Raw genomic sequence first — 15,236 nt, 5'->3', positions numbered from 1 at the left:
GCGCTGGACCTGGTGGCCGCCCGGGATCCGCGGCGCCGGCTGCTGGTGCTGGACGACCCGCGGCCCGCCGTCTACTGCCTGCCCGGCCGCCGGCCGCGGGTGGTGGCCACCCGCGGCGCCCTGGAGCTGCTGGACGAGCGCGGGCTCGCCGCGGCCGTCGCCCACGAGCACGGCCACCTGCGGGGGCGTCACCACCTGGTGCTGCTGGCGGCGGACACCTTCGCGCTGCTCCTCGGCCGCCGGCTGCCGCTGGCCCGCCTCGGTCGGGCCGAGGTGGCGCTGCTGCTGGAGATGGCGGCCGACGACGCCGCGCTCGCCCGGGTGACCCGCAGCGACCTGGCGGGCGCCCTGTACGCACTGGCCACCGCCGCTCCGGCCGCCGGGCCGGATGCGCTCGCGGCCGCGTCCACCGGCGTGCTCACCCGCGTCCAGCGCCTCGCCCGGACCCCCGCGCCCCCGGCCCGCGCCTACCGCCTGGCCGCCCTCGCCACCCCGCTCCTGCCGTACCTCCTCGCCTGCGCCCCGCACCCGTAGGGCGTGTCCCGCCGTTCCCGCAGGTACCGCCCGAGGAGGATCGGACCCACCGTCCCCGCCACCCCGCCGGAGCCCCGGATGCGACTGCTGATCACCTCGGACACCCATGTCCCGCCGCGCGCGCGGCGGTTGCCGGCGCCGCTGCTCGCCGCCGTGGACGAGGCCGACGTGGTGTTCCACGCCGGCGACTGGGTCGACACCGCGACCCTCGATCTGCTGCTGGCACGGTCCGCGCGGCTGGTCGCCGTCCACGGCAACAACGACGGGCCCGCGCTGCGCGAGCGCCTCCCCGAGATCGCGCAGGCGGAACTCCAGGGCCTGCGCTTCGCCGTGGTGCACGAGACCGGCCCGGCCCGGGGCCGCGAGCAGCGGTGCGAGGCTCGCTTCCCCGGCACCGACGTCCTGGTCTTCGGCCACAGCCACATCCCCTGGGACAGCACCGCGCCCGGCGGTCTGCGGCTGCTCAACCCCGGTTCGCCCACCGACCGCCGCCGCCAGCCGTTCGCCACCTACCTGACCGCCCGGGTCGAGGACGGCCGGCTCGCCGACGTCCGCCTCCACCGCCTGCCGCCCCGCGCCTGACGGCCCGGGCCGGCTTGCCGTACCACCGCGCCGTGTGATCGGATCGCGGGGCATCGCGTGTCGGTGGCGGACCGCGCCAGGCATGGAGGTGCGGTACCCGAAGGGACGGCCGTCATGGCTTCCCCCACCAGCGACCGCACGGTCGCGCTCAGTCTCCAACTCTCCCAGGCCCACCGGGCCCTGCGCCGCCGGATCGACGACCTCAGGTCCGACCCCGGCGCCGGCCGACCTGACGACGACACGCTCACCACCCACTGCCTGGCCTTCTGCGACGCCCTGACCGCCCATCACGAGGGCGAGGACGACGGCCTGTTCGCCCAGCTGCTGCGCGAGCGGCCCGACCTCGCGCCGACGATCGCCAGACTCGTCGAGGACCACGAACTGATCTCCGGCATCCTCACCCGGGTGCGCGAACTCGCCCTCCGGGCCGCCGGATCCGCCGCCCCGGAGCGCGAGGCGGTCCGGCGTGAGCTCGACGGCCTCTCGGCGATCATGGAGTCCCACTTCCGCTACGAGGAACGCACGATCGCCGCGGCGCTCGACACCACCGCACCGGCCGGCGACTGGCCCGACCCGGTCTTCCGCCCCCTCGGCGGCTGACACCCCGGGCCCGGCCCGCCGGGGCCGGGCCCACCGTCACGGCGCGGGCGGCGACGGACGCGCTCAGGGGCGGACGGCGCCGACGTAGGGCATCACGTCGATCGGGAGGATCTCGACGTTCTTGCCGGTGCGCGGGGCGTGGATCATCTTGCCGCCGCCGATGTAGAGGCCGACGTGATGCAGGTCGTCGTAGAAGAAGACCAGGTCACCGGGCTGGAGGTCGCCGCGGGCGATCCGGGCGCCGGCCTTCCACTGGTCCTGCGAGACGCGCGGGAGCTTGACGCCCGCGGCGCGGTAGGCGGCGCCGGTGAGGCCGGAGCAGTCGTAGCCGGACGGGCCGGTGGCGCCCCAGACGTAGGGCTTGCCGAGCTGGGAGTAGGCGAACTGGACGATGGTGGCGGCCCGGCCGGTGACCGGTCCCGTGTCGGCGGGGCGCTCGGCGGCGGAGCGGGAGGCGCGGGTGGCGGCGGCCTCCTGGGCGTTGACCTTGGCGCGGTCGGCGGCGCTCAGCTTGTTGAGCAGCGCCTGCGCCTTGGCCAGCTTGTCCTGGACCGCCTTCTTCTCCCCCGCCAGCGCGGTGGCGGCCTCGTCCAGCTGGGCGAGGGTGGCGGTGGCCTCGGCGCGGTCCTGGTCGAGCCGGCGCTGCTCGTCGAGGGCCCGGCGGAGCAGCGCCGCCTGGGAGTCGACGACCTGGTTCTGGGCGGCGGCCCGGGCCAGGTAGCCGCCGGGGTCGGAGTCGAGCATCAGCTGGACGGACGGGTCGATGCCGCCGTTGCGGTACTGCTCGGCCGCGACGGCGCCGAGCTGGGTGCGCAGCTCGTTCATCGCCTCCTGGCCGCGGGCCACCTTCTCCTGGATCCGGTTGGCGTCGCCCTGGAGCTTCTGCTGCTTCTCCTGGAAGCCGTTGTAGCGCTCGATCGACTGCTCGGCCTCCTCGTTGAGCTGGTCGACCTGCTCCTTGACGCCGGCGAGACCCGGCGACGGCTCGGCCAGGGCGGGACCGGCGGTGAGGACGACGCCGCCGGCCATCGCGGTGGTGACGACCGCCAGGCGGGCCCGGCTGGGCGGGCTGGGCTTGCGGCGCTTTCCCATGACGGCTGACTCCTCGGGGAGGGGGAACGGGGGGCGGGGACGAGCGGGGAGGGAACACGGGCAGGGGGCGTTCCGGGGAGAGCCGCCCGCTCCGCCCGCGTTCTTCTAAGTAAGTTAATAGATGAGGCCCGCCGTTCCGCAAGCCGCCCGCTCCACGCCCCCGGCCGGACCCCGCGCGACCCCCCGCGCGGCACCGGTAGTGCAACAGAGTGCAAAGCGAGGGCAAGGTCACACCCTTCACCTCTCCTGCGCTCCCGTTCACGGGCGCTAACCTGCGGGGCATGACGGTCCCGCCCGAAGGGCTTCCCCTGGCCGCCGAGTTCCCGGCAGCCCACCGCGAGCAGTGGCAGACCCTCGTCGAGGGTGTGCTGCGCAAGTCGGGGGCGCAGCCCGAGGACGGCGCAGCGGCCGAGCGCGCGCTCAGCACCGCGCTCCAGGACGGGCTGCGCGCCCGCCCGCTCTACACCGCCGAGGACGCCCCGGCCGACCCGGGCTTCCCCGGCTTCCCGCCGTTCGTCCGCGGCGCCCGCCCGCAGGGCGCCTCGGTCGCGGGCTGGGACGTCCGCCAGCGCCACGGCGACCCCGACCCGCGCCGCACCAACGAGGCCGTACTGGCCGACCTGGAGCACGGCGGCGGCTCGCTCTGGCTGGAGCTGGGCGGCGACGGCCTGCCGGTCACCGCCCTGGGCGAAGCGCTCACCGGCGTCTACCTGGACCTGGCCGGGGTGGTGCTCGACGCGGGCGCCGAATTCCCCGCAGCCGCCGCGCAGTTGTTCGAGCTGTACCGGGAGCGCGAGATCTCCCCCGGCTCCGCCGCCGGCACCCTGGGCGCCGACCCGCTGGGCCTCCAGGCCCGCACCGGCGAGGCCGCACGCACCGACGCGCTGCTCGCCGGGGCCACCGCGCTGGCCGCCCGCTGTGCCGAGGGCTTCCCCGGCCTGCGGGCACTGGCCGTCGACGCGCTGCCGTACCACGAGGCGGGCGCCTCGCCCGCGCAGGAACTGGGCGCCTCGCTGGCCACCGGTGTCGCCTACCTGCGCGCGCTGACCGCGGCCGGGCTGTCGGTGGACGCCGCGCTCGGCCAGCTGGAGTTCCGCTACGCCGCGGACGCCGACCAGTTCCTCACCATCGCCAAGTTCCGTGCCGCGCGCCGCCTCTGGGCCCGGGTCGCCGAGGCCTGCGGCGCCTCCCCGGCCGCCTCGGCGCAGCGCCAGCACGCCGTCACCTCCGCGGTGATGATGACCGCCCGCGACCCGTGGGTGAACATGCTGCGCACCACGATCGCCTGCCTGGCCGCCGGGGTCGGCGGGGCGGACGCGGTCACCGTGCTGCCGTTCGACGCCGCGCTCGGCCTGCCGGACGCCTTCGCCCGCCGGATCGCCCGCAACACCCAGGCGATCCTGCTGGAGGAGTCCCACCTGGCCCGGGTCGTCGACCCGGCCGGCGGCTCCTGGTACGCGGAGCGGCTGACCGACGAGCTGGCGCACGCCGCCTGGGCCTGGTTCCAGGAGATCGAGCGGGCCGGCGGCCAGCGCGCCGCGCTGGAGTCGGGCCTGGTCGGCGAGCGGATCGCGGCCACCTGGGCGGAGCGCTCGGTGCGGCTCGCCAAGCGGCGCGAACCCGTCACCGGCGTCAGCGAGTTCCCGAACCTCGGCGAGCAGGCGCCGGTCCGCGCCCCGGCCCCGGCCGGTCCGTCCGGCGGGCTGCCGAGGGTGCGCCGCGCCGAGGCCTTCGAGGCGCTGCGCGACCGCTCGGACGCCCGGCTCGCGGCCACCGGCGCCCGTCCGGCGCTGTTCCTGGCCTCGATCGGCACCGCCGCCGCGCACACCGCGCGCACCACCTTCGCCGCCAACCTGTTCCAGGCCGGCGGGATCGCCACCACCGCGCACGAGGGCACCGAACCCGCCGCGTTCGCCGAGGCGTTCGCCGCGAGCGGCGCCGCGGTGGCCTGCCTCTGCTCCAGCGACGCCCTGTACGCCGAGCACGCCGAGGCGGTCGCCGCCGCACTCCGGTCGGCCGGCGCCCGGCGGGTGCTGCTGGCCGGCCGGCCGGGCGAGACGCCGCCGGCGGGCGTGGACGCGTTCGTCTTCGCGGGCGGCGACGCGGTCGCCGTCCTGACGTCCCTGCTCGACCAGATCACCGAGACCGCCGACAACGGCGGGACCGCCCAGATCGGAGTGGCCCGATGATCCCCGACTTCACCTCGATCGGGCTGGACACCGACGGCGCGGACGCCCCGGCGGGCGTCACCGACGGCCAGTGGCGCGCCGCCTGGCGGCAGGCCACCGGCAAGGACGTCGACGAGCAGCTCTGGGACACCCCCGAGGGCATCGGCGTCAAGCCGCTGTACACCGCCGAGGACCTCGCCGGACTGGACTTCCTGGGCACCTACCCGGGCATCGCCCCCTACCTGCGCGGCCCGTACCCGACGATGTACGTCAACCAGCCGTGGACGGTGCGCCAGTACGCGGGCTTCTCCACCGCCGAGGAGTCCAACGCCTTCTACCGCCGCAACCTGGCGGCCGGCCAGAAGGGCCTGTCGGTCGCCTTCGACCTGCCGACCCACCGCGGCTACGACAGCGACCACCCCCGGGTGACCGGCGACGTCGGCATGGCGGGCGTGGCGATCGACTCGATCTACGACATGCGCCAGCTGTTCGACGGCATCCCGCTCGACCGGATGTCGGTGTCGATGACGATGAACGGCGCGGTGCTGCCCGTCCTCGCGCTGTACATCGTGGCGGCCGAGGAGCAGGGCGTGCCGCCCGAGAAGCTGGCCGGGACCATCCAGAACGACATCCTCAAGGAGTTCATGGTCCGCAACACCTACATCTACCCGCCGCAGCCGTCGATGCGGATCATCTCGGACATCTTCGCGTACACCTCGCAGAAGATGCCCCGGTACAACTCGATCTCCATCTCCGGCTACCACATCCAGGAGGCCGGGGCCACCGCCGACCTGGAGCTGGCCTACACCCTGGCCGACGGCGTGGAGTACCTGCGGGCCGGGCTGGACGTCGGTCTCGACGTGGACGCGTTCGCGCCGCGCCTGTCGTTCTTCTGGGCGATCGGCATGAACTTCTTCATGGAGGTCGCCAAGCTGCGCGCGGCCCGGCTGCTCTGGGCCAAGCTGGTCAAGCAGTTCGACCCGAAGAACGCCAAGTCGCTGTCGCTGCGCACCCACTCGCAGACCTCCGGCTGGTCGCTCACCGCGCAGGACGTCTTCAACAACGTCACCCGCACCTGCGTGGAGGCGATGGCCGCCACCCAGGGCCACACCCAGTCGCTGCACACCAACGCGCTGGACGAGGCGCTGGCGCTGCCGACCGACTTCTCCGCCCGGATCGCCCGCAACACCCAGCTGCTGCTCCAGCAGGAGTCCGGCACCTGCCGGGTCATCGACCCGTGGGGCGGATCGGCGTACGTCGAGAGGCTGACGAACGACCTGGCGAACCGCGCCTGGCAGCACATCCAGGAGGTCGAGGCGGCCGGCGGCATGGCCAAGGCGATCGACGCGGGCATCCCCAAGCTGCGCGTCGAGGAGGCCGCCGCCCGCACCCAGGCCCGGATCGACTCCGGCCGCCAGCCGGTGATCGGCGTCAACAAGTACCGGGTGGAGAGCGACGAGCAGATCGAGGTGCTCAAGGTCGACAACTCCTCGGTCCGCGCCCGCCAGATCGAGAAGCTGCGCCGGCTGCGCGAGGAGCGCGACGAGGCCGCCACCCGCGCCGCGCTGGAGGCGCTGACCCGGGCCGCCGAGGCCGGTCCGCAGCGCGGCGGCTCGCTGGACGGCAACCTGCTGCACCTGGCGGTGAACGCGGCCCGCGCCAAGGCCACCGTCGGCGAGATCTCGGACGCCCTGGAGAAGGTGTACGGCCGGCACTCCGGCCAGATCCGTACCATCTCGGGTGTGTACCGAGACGAAGCGGGCCCGTCGGCCCCCCTGCAGCGCACCCGCGAGCTGGTCGAGCGGTTCGAGGAGGCCGAGGGCCGCCGCCCGCGCATCCTGGTCGCCAAGATGGGCCAGGACGGCCACGACCGCGGCCAGAAGGTGATCGCCACCGCCTTCGCCGACCTCGGCTTCACGGTGGACGTCGGCCCGCTGTTCCAGACCCCGGCCGAGGTCGCCCGCCAGGCCGTCGAGGCGGACGTGCACATCGTCGGCGTCTCCTCGCTGGCCGCCGGCCACCTCACCCTGGTGCCCGCGCTGCGCGCCGAACTGGCCGCGGCGGGCCGCGAGGACATCACCATCGTGGTCGGCGGGGTGATCCCCCCGCAGGACTTCGACGCGCTGTACGAGGCGGGCGCCGCGGCGGTCTTCCCGCCCGGCACGGTGATCCCGGAGGCCGCCTACGACCTGCTGAAGTCGCTCGCCGCCGATCTCGGCCACGAGCTCTGAGGCGCTGATCCGATGGCGCCCCGGACGATCGACCTCGACAGCTACGCGACGGGCGTGCGGGAGGGCTCGCGCGCGTACATCGCGCGGGCCATCACCCTCGTCGAGTCCACCCGGCCGGACCACCGCGCACTGGCGCAGCAGCTGCTGACGAGGCTGCTGCCGCACGCGGGCGGGGCGGTGCGGGTGGGCATCACGGGGGTGCCCGGAGTCGGCAAGTCGACTTTCATCGACGCCTTCGGCACCATGCTCACCGGGCAGGGGCACAAGGTCGCGGTGCTGGCCGTCGACCCGACGTCCAGCCGCACCGGCGGCTCGATCCTGGGCGACAAGACCCGGATGGAACGGCTGGCGGTGGACCCGCAGGCGTTCGTCCGCCCCTCGCCGACCTCCGGCACCCTCGGCGGGGTGGCCAAGGCCACCCGGGAGTCGATGCTGGTGATGGAGGCGGCCGGCTACGACGTCGTCCTGATCGAGACCGTCGGCGTCGGCCAGTCGGAGACCACGGTGGCGGGGATGGTCGACTCCTTCCTGCTGCTCTCGCTGGCCCGCACCGGCGACCAGCTGCAGGGCATCAAGAAGGGCGTGCTGGAGCTCGCGGACGTCATCGCCGTCAACAAGGCCGACGGCCCGCACGAGACCGACGCCAAGGGCGCGGCCCGCGAACTCGCGGGCGCGCTGCGGCTGTTGCAGGCCCCGGACGCGCCATGGACCCCGCCGGTGCTGACTTGCTCGGGCCGCGACGGCAGCGGCCTGGACGCGGTGTGGGAGCGGCTCCAGCAGCACCGCAAGGTGCTGGACGCGACCGGCGCGCTGGCCGCCAAGCGGCGCGACCAGCAGGTGGAGTGGACCTGGGCGATGGTCCACGACCAGCTGCTGGCCCGGCTCCACTCCCACCCCGAGGTGGGCCGCCTGGTCCCGGAGCTGGAGCGCCGGGTGCGCGAGGGCACGATGACCGCCACCCTGGCGGCGGACAGAATCCTGGACGCCTTCAGCACGCCACCGGCGAGCTGAGCACGAGGCCGAGCGCCGTGCCCCACCCATGCGTGGGGCACGGCGCTTCGTCCTGCTCGGGGACCTCAAACCAGACCACCTTCCCTGGGCCTTCGGGGTACCAGCCCCACGCAACGACCAGCGCCTCCACGAGCAACAGCCCACGCCCGCCCGTCTCTTCGGCCCCGCGCTCCCGCCTCGGGAGCACGGGGCACCGGTCAGTCACCTCGACTCTCAGTCGCCCCGGCCGCCGCAGCACGGTCACGGCACAACGGTCCCCGGTGTGCAGCAGCGCATTGGCGATCACCTCACTGGCACACAGCTCCAAGTCCTTGAACACGTCGCCCGAGAGCGGCACACCCCACTCCCGCACGATCGCCCCCACCAGCCACCGCGCCGCCGGCAACGCCTCCGGTGCCGGCGGCATCCCCCATTCCAGCGGAACCGGGAACCGGGCACTGCTGAGCGGGCTGACCACCATGAACGCCTCCACGTGGACGGGGCAGGAATGCTGCCGGTGCGAGGCCGCACGTCGAACAGAGCGACCTGTCACCGACAGTCAACAAGTGGTCACGTTTATGGGACGATCGATGATGCGGCGCCCGCATACGCGTATGCGGGCGCCGCATCGGAGCGCGTCACCGGCCCCGGGTGGGCCCGTAGCTTTGGGTGGGCTGGTGAACTGGAACTCGGTCGTGGTCCGGGAAGCGTCCCGGACCGGGAACTACGGCAAGGTCGTCGAACTGGCTCGAATCCACCGGCGGCTGACCCAACTGCAGTTGGGTGCGGCATGCGGACTGTCGCAGTCGGCCGTCTCCCGGCTGGAGAAGCGCGGCAGCGGACCGTACGCCATGGACGTCCTGCTGCGGATCTCACGACATCTGGAGATCCCGCCGACCGTGCTGGGCCTGGCCGGCCCGCCGACGCGGACGACGAAGGGAGGCGAGAACGTGGAAAGGCGTCAGTTCCTGGGCGCGGCGGCGGCGATCGCCGTCGCCGCGCCCGTTCTCGCCGTCGTCGACCACGTCATGGACGAGACCGAGCCGCAGGCAGCGGCGCTCCGGCTCGCCACGACCTCGTACCGAAGGCTGGACGGATCGACGCCCTCCCGCGAACTGGCCGAGGCCGTGCACGCGCATCTGCGGCTGATTCACGGACTCATGCGCACAGCACCGACCGAGGCCGCACGGATGGGACTCGCCGGTGTCGCAAGCGAGGCCGCGAGCCTGGCGGCCTGGCTGGCCTGGGACATGGGCGACCACGGCTCGGCGCGTTCGTTCTACGGGGCCGCGATCAAGGCAGCCCGGTCGAGTTCGAACCCACTCCTCACGGCCTACCAGTCAGGAAGTCTCGCCCAGTTCGAAGCACACTCCGGCAACGCCGTCCAAGCACTGAGCCTTGCACGAAGCGCTCGAAGGTGCCTCGAACCGGACTCTCCACCGATCGCCGACGCCTGGCTCTCGTCGGTCGAGGCCCTGGGACATGCCGCTGCGGGCGATCGGCGAAGCGCCGATCGCGCGTTGACGCGGAGCCGAGCAGTGATCGAAGGCAGCTCAGACGGGGAACGACCGCCCTGGCCCTGGGTGTTCACCTTCGACGAATCCAAGATCGCTGCGGTCCGCGTCAACTGTGGCGCCAAGTTGGGGCTCGCCACATGGACGTCCGAGGGCGTCCGCTCCCCGGCCGCCACCGGTCACGCGAAACAGCGGGCGCTGCTGTTCATGGATGTGGCGGCGGGCCACCTGGCCGCGGGGCGGGTCGAGGCGGCGTTCGCGCTCGGCGGCCAAGCCCTGGAGATCGGCGTCCAGTACCGCTCGGGACGGATCGTCGAAAGAGGCCGTTCCCTGCGGAGATCGTTCAGCACGTCCTCGCAGTCCAAGGCCGTTCGTGAATTCGACGAGCGGCTGCACGGCGTACACCTCTAGGAAGGAGCACGATGCGGATCGGGATCACGGGGCACCGGGGGCTGGACGCCGAACTGGAGCAGAAGGTCCGACAGCTGCTGGCCGACTCGCTGGCGGGCGAAGACACGTCCGAACTCACCGTCGTGTCCTGTATCGCGGACGGGCCGGATGCGTGGATCGCCGAGCTCGCGCTCGACCGGGGTGCCCGGCTCGAAGTGGTCGTCCCCGCCCAGCGGTACCGCGAGGGCCTGCCGGAGTGGCACCACCCGGTCTACGACCGTCTCCTCCGGGACGCCTCCGAGGAGCACCGCACCGGCCGGGTGGAGTCGGACGAGGCCGCGCACATGGCCGGGAGCGAGCTGCTCGTCTGCCAGGTCGACCGGCTGATCGCCGTCTGGGACGGCCTGCCCGCCCGGGGCTTCGGCGGGACGGCGGACGTCGTCGCCCACGCACGGCGGCTGGGTGTTCCCGTCCAGGTGCTCTGGCCCGCCGGCGCCCGGCGCTGAGCGATCGAGGAAGGGGAGGAGCATGGGATTCGGCCTCGTTGTACGGTTCGTGGCCCGTGATGCGACAGCCGCTCACGCCTTCGACGAACTGGCACGGGAAGCACTCGAAGGGATCCGCGCCAAGGAGCCCGGGACTCTCGTCTACGTCAATCACGCCGTGCCGGACGAGCCGCGGGTCCGGGTCTTCTACGAGCTGTACGCGGACCGCGAGGCGTTCGAGGAGCACGAGCGGCAGCCCCATGTCCGCCGGTTCCTGGCCGAGCGCGGCCGGTGCCTCGAATCGTTCGAGGTCACGTTCCTGGACGAGATCGACGGCAAGGGGTCTGCCTGACGTGCACGGAAGGGCCCCCGGACGGTTCGCACCGTTCGGGGGCCCTTCGTTACCTACCCTGCCCTGGGTCAGGTGTTTGTGGGCGGCTCACCCCAGAACCAGCGGGGTCAGGCGCTCTTGGCCGCCGTGAAGCGGGCCGAGACGTCCTGCCAGTTGACGACGTCCCACAGGCGGGTGACGTAGTCCGGGCGGACGTTGCGGTACTGCAGGTAGTAGGCGTGCTCCCAGGCGTCGAAGGCCAGCAGCGGGGTGGTGCCCTGGCCGACGTTGCCGTGGTGGTCGTAGACCTGCTCGACGACCAGGCGGCCGCCCAGCGGCTCCCAGGAGAGGATGCCCCAGCCCGAGCCCTGCACGCCGGTGGTGGCGTTGGTCAGCTGCTTCTTGAAGGCCTCGAAGCTGCCGAAGTGCTCGGTGATGGCGTCGGCCAGCTCGCCCTCGGGGCGGTCGCCGCCCTCCGGGGAGAGGTTCTGCCAGAACAGCGAGTGCAGCACGTGGCCGGAGAGGTGGAAGGCGAAGGTCTTCTGCAGGCCGACCAGACCGCCGAACTGCTCCTTGTCGCGCGCCTCGGCCAGCTGCTCCAGGGTGTCGTTGGCGCCCTTGACGTACGCGGCGTGGTGCTTGGAGTGGTGCAGCTCCAGGATTTCCGCGGACATCGCGCGCTCCAGCGCGGAGTAGTCGTACGGCAGGTCGGGAAGCGAGTAGGTGCCCATCAGGACACGGCCCCTTTCGGCGAATTCAACGGTGACGATCGTGCCGGGACAACACTATTGCGTATGAGTTGCAAGAACGCACAAGGGGCTCCTGCATATTCCTCACGCCGTGTCGGGCACAATGGCCACGGCGATGTGTAATGATCGACAGGGGTGAGTGACCATGACGGACGCACCGGTGGTGCTGGGCATCGAGTCGTCCTGCGACGAGACCGGCGCGGGCCTGGTGCGCGACGGCGTGCTGCTCGGGCAGGCGGTGGCCTCCTCGATGGATGAGCACGCCCGCTACGGCGGCGTGGTCCCCGAGATCGCCGCCCGGGCGCATCTGCACGCGATGGCGCCGGTGGTCGACGAGGCGCTGCACCGGGCCGGGCTCACCCTGGCCGACGTCGGCGCCGTGGCGGTGACGGCCGGTCCGGGCCTGGCCGGGGCGCTGCAGATCGGGGTGGCGGCGGCCAAGGCGTACGCCTTCTCGCTCGGCGTCCCGCTCTACGGGGTGCACCACCTGGCCGGGCACGTGGCCGCGGCGACGCTCGACGGCGGGCCGCTGCCCGACCCCTGCGTGGTCCTCATCGTCTCCGGCGGGCACACCTCGCTGCTGCTGGTCCGCGATCTGGCCCGCGACCCGATCGTGCACCTGGGCGACACCCTGGACGACGCGGCCGGCGAGTGCTTCGACAAGGTCGCCCGGATCCTGAGCCTGCCCTACCCCGGCGGACCGGCGATCGACCGGGCCGCGCGCGAGGGCGACCGGCGCGCGGTGCGCTTCCCGCGCCCGCTGAGCGGGCCGAACGACCCGCCGTACGCCTTCTCCTTCTCCGGCCTGAAGACCGCCGCCGCCCGCTGGGTGGAGGCGCAGCGCGCCGCCGGCACCGAGCCGCACGTCCCCGACGCGGCCGCCGCGCTCCAGGAGGCGATCGCCGACGTGCTGACCCGCAAGGCCGTCAGGGCCTGTCTGGACCACGGGATCGGCACCCTGGTGGTGGTCGGCGGCGTGGCCGCCAACTCCCGGGTGCGGGAGCTCGCCGAGCGGCGCTGCGCCTCCGCCGGGATCGCGCTGCGGGTGCCGCCGCTTCGCCTGTGCACGGACAACGGCGCGATGGTCGCCGCCGTCGGCGACCTGCTGGTGCGGGCGGGCGCCGCACCGGCCCCGGCGGACCTGTCGGTCGACCCCTCGGCGCCGCTGGAGTTCGCCGCGCTCACTCCGCGCGCGGCGGTCCGGGCTCCGATCCGGGCGGCCTGAGGCGCGACGACCGCCGGACGATCCTGGACAAAAGCCCCAGCCGACTGTCCTCTGACAACATTTCGGTTGCGGCGGACAATTCTTCGATCATTCATCTTCCCAGCGCACTGTGACCTGTGCCATTTTACATGTCACACATCGAGAGGCCGCGTCCCCCATGCCGCGGCCCCGAACGGCCCCGGAGGCCCCCACAGATGCGTCCCTTCCGGATATCCAAGGCCAACGCGCGCAGACTCCCTGCGCTCGGCGCCGCCTTCTTCATCGCCCTCGGCCTGTTCGCCCCGCAGAGCCAGGCCGCCCCGGCCGGCTCCGCCGCGGCGCCGGCCGGCCCCAGCGCCGCCTCGTCGACGCCACGGTCGATCCCGGTGCCCAAGTCGCCCGACGCCAAGAGCACCAGCCCCTTCAAGCTCTCCGCCCAGGACAGCACCGAGGAGCCGGCCCCGCCGGCCGCCCCGGCCACCGCGCCGGCCAAGGCCGCCAAGGGCTTCTCGGCCGCGGCCGCCGAGCCCTGTCCGGACCTCTCCGGAGTGCTCAGCGCCACGGGCAGCGCGCTGGTCCAGCAGCTCAAGGCGCTGCCGCGGGTCGACTGCACCTACCCGCTGTTCAACCTCACCGGTGACAGCGTGAAGGCCTTCCGCGAGGCCAACATGGTGACCGTCGCCAACGCCCTGCGCGACGCCTCCGCCACCTACCCGGGCGACAACAGCACCAACATCGGCCAGCTGGTCCTCTTCCTGCGCGCCGGCTACTACGTGCAGTGGAAGTACCCGGAGACCGTCGGCGCCTACAGCTCGACGCTGAAGTCCGCGACCGGTGCCGCGCTGGACGCCTTCTTCGCCTCCGCGCACGGCAAGGACGTCACCGACGCCAACGGCGCGCTGCTCGTCGAGGTCGTCAAGGTGATCGGCCAGAGCGACACCCTCGGCCGCGAGGCCGGCGTGTTCAAGTGGCTGCTCTCCAGCTACAACGGCAGCTGGCCCACCCAGATGACCAACACCGTCTCGGAGTTCGACTGGGTCCTCAAGGACGCCTACGAGTCCAAGACCGACGCCTCCGGCTGGAAGGCCGCCCTCAAGGCCGACCCCTCCCTGCTCAACACCTGGTCCGGGTTCATCACCCGCAACGACTCGCAGCTGAACCGCTGGGACGTCGTCAGCAACATCGGCCGCTACCTCGGCCACGCCCTGCAGGTCGACGAGCTCAAGACCACCCTGCGGCCGATCATGAAGGACCTGATCAACCGCTACCCGAACGTCGGCCCCACCGCCCCGATCACCATGAACCTGGGCTGGGCCACCCGCCAGTTCGACAAGGGCAACTGCGCCGCCTACGGCATCTGCGACCTGAGCACCCGCCTCATGCCGGTGATCCTGCCGATCCAGCGCGTCTGCAACGACGGCCTGAAGATCAAGGCCCAGGACATGTCCCCCGGTCAGCTGGACTCCACCTGCACCAGCCTGATCAACCAGGACGCCTACTTCCACAAGATCATCGGTGACAAGGGCGCCATCCCCGGCGACGTGAACACCAACCTGGAGGTCGTCGCCTTCGACGACTACGACCAGTACTCGCTGTACGCCTGGGCCTTCTACGACATCGACGTCGACAACGGCGGCATGTACGAGGAGGGCGACCCGAGCAAGCCGGGCAACCAGGCCCGCTTCATCGCCCACGAGGCCTCCTGGCTGCGGCCGTCGTTCTCGATCTGGAACCTCAACCACGAGTACACCCACTACCTCGACGGCCGCTACAACATGGCCGGCGACTTCGAGGCCAGCCAGACCACCCCGACCATCTGGTGGGTCGAGGGCATCGCGGAGAACATCTCCTACGGCTACCGGGGCGAGCGCAACGCCGACGCGATCACCGAGGCCGGCAAGAAGACCTACAAGCTCAGCGAGCTGTTCGACACCGTCTACGGCCAGACCGCCGACGCCGACGAGAACTCCAACCGGGTCTACCGCTGGGGCTGGCTCGCCGTCCGCTACATGCTCCAGGAGCACCGCTCCGACATCGACGCGGTCCTCACCAAGTACCGCGCCGGCGACTTCAACGGCGCCCGCACCATCCTGAAGCAGGACATCGGCACCCGCTACGACGCCGGCTTCGACGCCTGGCTGACCAAGTGCGCCACCAACGACTGCGGCCCGCTGCCGGAGGCCCCCACCGGCCCGGTCACCCCGACCACCCCGCTCTGCACCATCCCCGACACCCGTCAGTTCGACAACAACTGCCGCCGTGACAACCTGACCGCCACCACCGGCAACTACAGCTACCACTTCGTCAACCTGCCGGCCGGCGTCAAGACGCTGACCATCACCAGCAGCGGCGGCACCGGCAACGCC

General features: G+C 72.7%; 14 protein-coding genes. 11 read left to right on the top strand and 3 right to left on the bottom strand.

The window, feature by feature from the left end:
• The 3 genes from ACFVFS_RS38860 to ACFVFS_RS38850 all read left to right on the top strand — a co-directional run.
• Positions 1-534, top strand: a 534-nt coding sequence (locus tag ACFVFS_RS38860; protein ID WP_380629740.1) for a M56 family metallopeptidase, incomplete at its 5' end; no start/stop codon positions are given.
• A 78-nt stretch (positions 535-612) separates the two neighbouring features.
• Positions 613-1,116 (top strand): metallophosphoesterase family protein, encoded by a 504-nt coding sequence (locus tag ACFVFS_RS38855; protein ID WP_380629739.1) that lies wholly within the window; start codon positions 613-615, stop codon positions 1,114-1,116.
• 114 nt (positions 1,117-1,230) lie between these two features.
• A complete protein-coding gene (locus ACFVFS_RS38850) occupies positions 1,231-1,716 on the top strand; it encodes a hemerythrin domain-containing protein (protein WP_380629738.1) in 486 nt (161 codons plus the stop codon).
• Positions 1,717-1,779: 63 nt separating this feature from the next.
• On the opposite strand, the gene ACFVFS_RS38845 is transcribed toward ACFVFS_RS38850, so the two are convergent.
• Positions 1,780-2,808 carry an NlpC/P60 family protein gene (locus ACFVFS_RS38845; RefSeq protein ID WP_380629737.1) on the bottom strand — a complete coding sequence of 343 codons (1,029 nt, stop codon included), beginning with the start codon at positions 2,806-2,808 and terminating at the stop codon, positions 1,780-1,782.
• Positions 2,809-3,089: 281 nt separating this feature from the next.
• Between ACFVFS_RS38845 and ACFVFS_RS38840 the strand changes: the two genes are divergently transcribed.
• Genes ACFVFS_RS38840 through meaB form a run of 3 tightly spaced genes read left to right on the top strand, consistent with a single transcriptional unit; the run spans position 3,090 to position 8,218 of the window.
• Positions 3,090-4,997 (top strand): methylmalonyl-CoA mutase subunit beta, encoded by a 1,908-nt coding sequence (locus ACFVFS_RS38840; protein ID WP_380629736.1) that lies wholly within the window; start codon positions 3,090-3,092, stop codon positions 4,995-4,997.
• On the top strand, positions 4,994-7,207 hold the full coding sequence (gene scpA, locus ACFVFS_RS38835) for a methylmalonyl-CoA mutase (protein ID WP_380629735.1): 2,214 nt from the start codon (positions 4,994-4,996) through the stop codon (positions 7,205-7,207). Before ACFVFS_RS38840 ends, scpA begins: the two co-directional genes overlap by 4 nt.
• A 12-nt stretch (positions 7,208-7,219) precedes the next feature.
• Positions 7,220-8,218, top strand: coding sequence for a methylmalonyl Co-A mutase-associated GTPase MeaB (gene meaB / locus ACFVFS_RS38830; protein ID WP_380629734.1), 999 nt, complete (start codon positions 7,220-7,222; stop codon positions 8,216-8,218).
• On the opposite strand, the gene ACFVFS_RS38825 is transcribed toward meaB, so the two are convergent.
• A complete protein-coding gene (locus ACFVFS_RS38825) occupies positions 8,196-8,678 on the bottom strand; it encodes an ATP-binding protein (protein ID WP_380629733.1) in 483 nt (160 codons plus the stop codon). The genes meaB and ACFVFS_RS38825 overlap by 23 nt on opposite strands.
• A 196-nt stretch (positions 8,679-8,874) precedes the next feature.
• On the opposite strand from ACFVFS_RS38825, the gene ACFVFS_RS38820 reads away from it, so the two are divergent.
• From ACFVFS_RS38820 to ACFVFS_RS38810, 3 genes are read left to right on the top strand one after another with little or no spacing between them, the layout of a single operon-like run.
• Positions 8,875-10,122, top strand: a complete 1,248-nt coding sequence (locus tag ACFVFS_RS38820) for a helix-turn-helix domain-containing protein (RefSeq protein WP_380629732.1) — start codon at positions 8,875-8,877, stop codon at positions 10,120-10,122.
• A gap of 11 nt (positions 10,123-10,133) precedes the next feature.
• Positions 10,134-10,607, top strand: a complete 474-nt coding sequence (locus ACFVFS_RS38815) for a hypothetical protein (protein ID WP_380629731.1) — start codon at positions 10,134-10,136, stop codon at positions 10,605-10,607.
• Between the two features lie 22 nt (positions 10,608-10,629).
• Positions 10,630-10,938 (top strand): putative quinol monooxygenase, encoded by a 309-nt coding sequence (locus tag ACFVFS_RS38810; RefSeq protein WP_380629730.1) that lies wholly within the window; start codon positions 10,630-10,632, stop codon positions 10,936-10,938.
• Positions 10,939-11,045: 107 nt separating this feature from the next.
• Here the strand turns inward: ACFVFS_RS38810 and ACFVFS_RS38805 are convergent, their stop codons facing one another.
• Entirely contained in the window at positions 11,046-11,648 is a 603-nt protein-coding gene (locus tag ACFVFS_RS38805; protein WP_380629729.1) for a superoxide dismutase, read from the bottom strand.
• 163 nt (positions 11,649-11,811) lie between these two features.
• Here ACFVFS_RS38805 and tsaD point away from each other — a divergent pair, with 163 nt between their 5' ends.
• Positions 11,812-12,891: a tRNA (adenosine(37)-N6)-threonylcarbamoyltransferase complex transferase subunit TsaD gene (tsaD, locus tag ACFVFS_RS38800; RefSeq protein ID WP_380629728.1), complete on the top strand. Its 1,080-nt coding sequence runs from the start codon at positions 11,812-11,814 to the stop codon at positions 12,889-12,891.
• A 194-nt stretch (positions 12,892-13,085) separates the two neighbouring features.
• Positions 13,086-15,236: collagenase (locus ACFVFS_RS38795; protein ID WP_380629727.1), on the top strand; the 2,151-nt coding region annotated here is incomplete at its 3' end.

This window comes from Kitasatospora sp. NPDC057692 (assembly GCF_042799475.1).
Lineage (GTDB): Bacteria > Actinomycetota > Actinomycetes > Streptomycetales > Streptomycetaceae > Kitasatospora.
This window is presented reverse-complemented; position numbering and strand designations above follow the sequence as displayed.

What these genes read in the sequence shown, in the direction of transcription:
- ACFVFS_RS38855 (WP_380629739.1), top strand. Translation starts at nt 613, where the DNA reads ATGCGACTGCTGATCACCTCGGACACCCATGTCCCGCCGCGCGCGCGG.
- ACFVFS_RS38850 (WP_380629738.1), top strand. Translation starts at nt 1,231, where the DNA reads ATGGCTTCCCCCACCAGCGACCGCACGGTCGCGCTCAGTCTCCAACTC.
- ACFVFS_RS38845 (WP_380629737.1), bottom strand. Translation starts at nt 2,808, where the DNA reads ATGGGAAAGCGCCGCAAGCCCAGCCCGCCCAGCCGGGCCCGCCTGGCG.
- ACFVFS_RS38840 (WP_380629736.1), top strand. Translation starts at nt 3,090, where the DNA reads ATGACGGTCCCGCCCGAAGGGCTTCCCCTGGCCGCCGAGTTCCCGGCA.
- scpA (WP_380629735.1), top strand. Translation starts at nt 4,994, where the DNA reads ATGATCCCCGACTTCACCTCGATCGGGCTGGACACCGACGGCGCGGAC.
- meaB (WP_380629734.1), top strand. Translation starts at nt 7,220, where the DNA reads ATGGCGCCCCGGACGATCGACCTCGACAGCTACGCGACGGGCGTGCGG.
- ACFVFS_RS38825 (WP_380629733.1), bottom strand. Translation starts at nt 8,678, where the DNA reads ATGGTGGTCAGCCCGCTCAGCAGTGCCCGGTTCCCGGTTCCGCTGGAA.
- ACFVFS_RS38815 (WP_380629731.1), top strand. Translation starts at nt 10,134, where the DNA reads ATGCGGATCGGGATCACGGGGCACCGGGGGCTGGACGCCGAACTGGAG.
- ACFVFS_RS38810 (WP_380629730.1), top strand. Translation starts at nt 10,630, where the DNA reads ATGGGATTCGGCCTCGTTGTACGGTTCGTGGCCCGTGATGCGACAGCC.
- ACFVFS_RS38805 (WP_380629729.1), bottom strand. Translation starts at nt 11,648, where the DNA reads ATGGGCACCTACTCGCTTCCCGACCTGCCGTACGACTACTCCGCGCTG.
- tsaD (WP_380629728.1), top strand. Translation starts at nt 11,812, where the DNA reads ATGACGGACGCACCGGTGGTGCTGGGCATCGAGTCGTCCTGCGACGAG.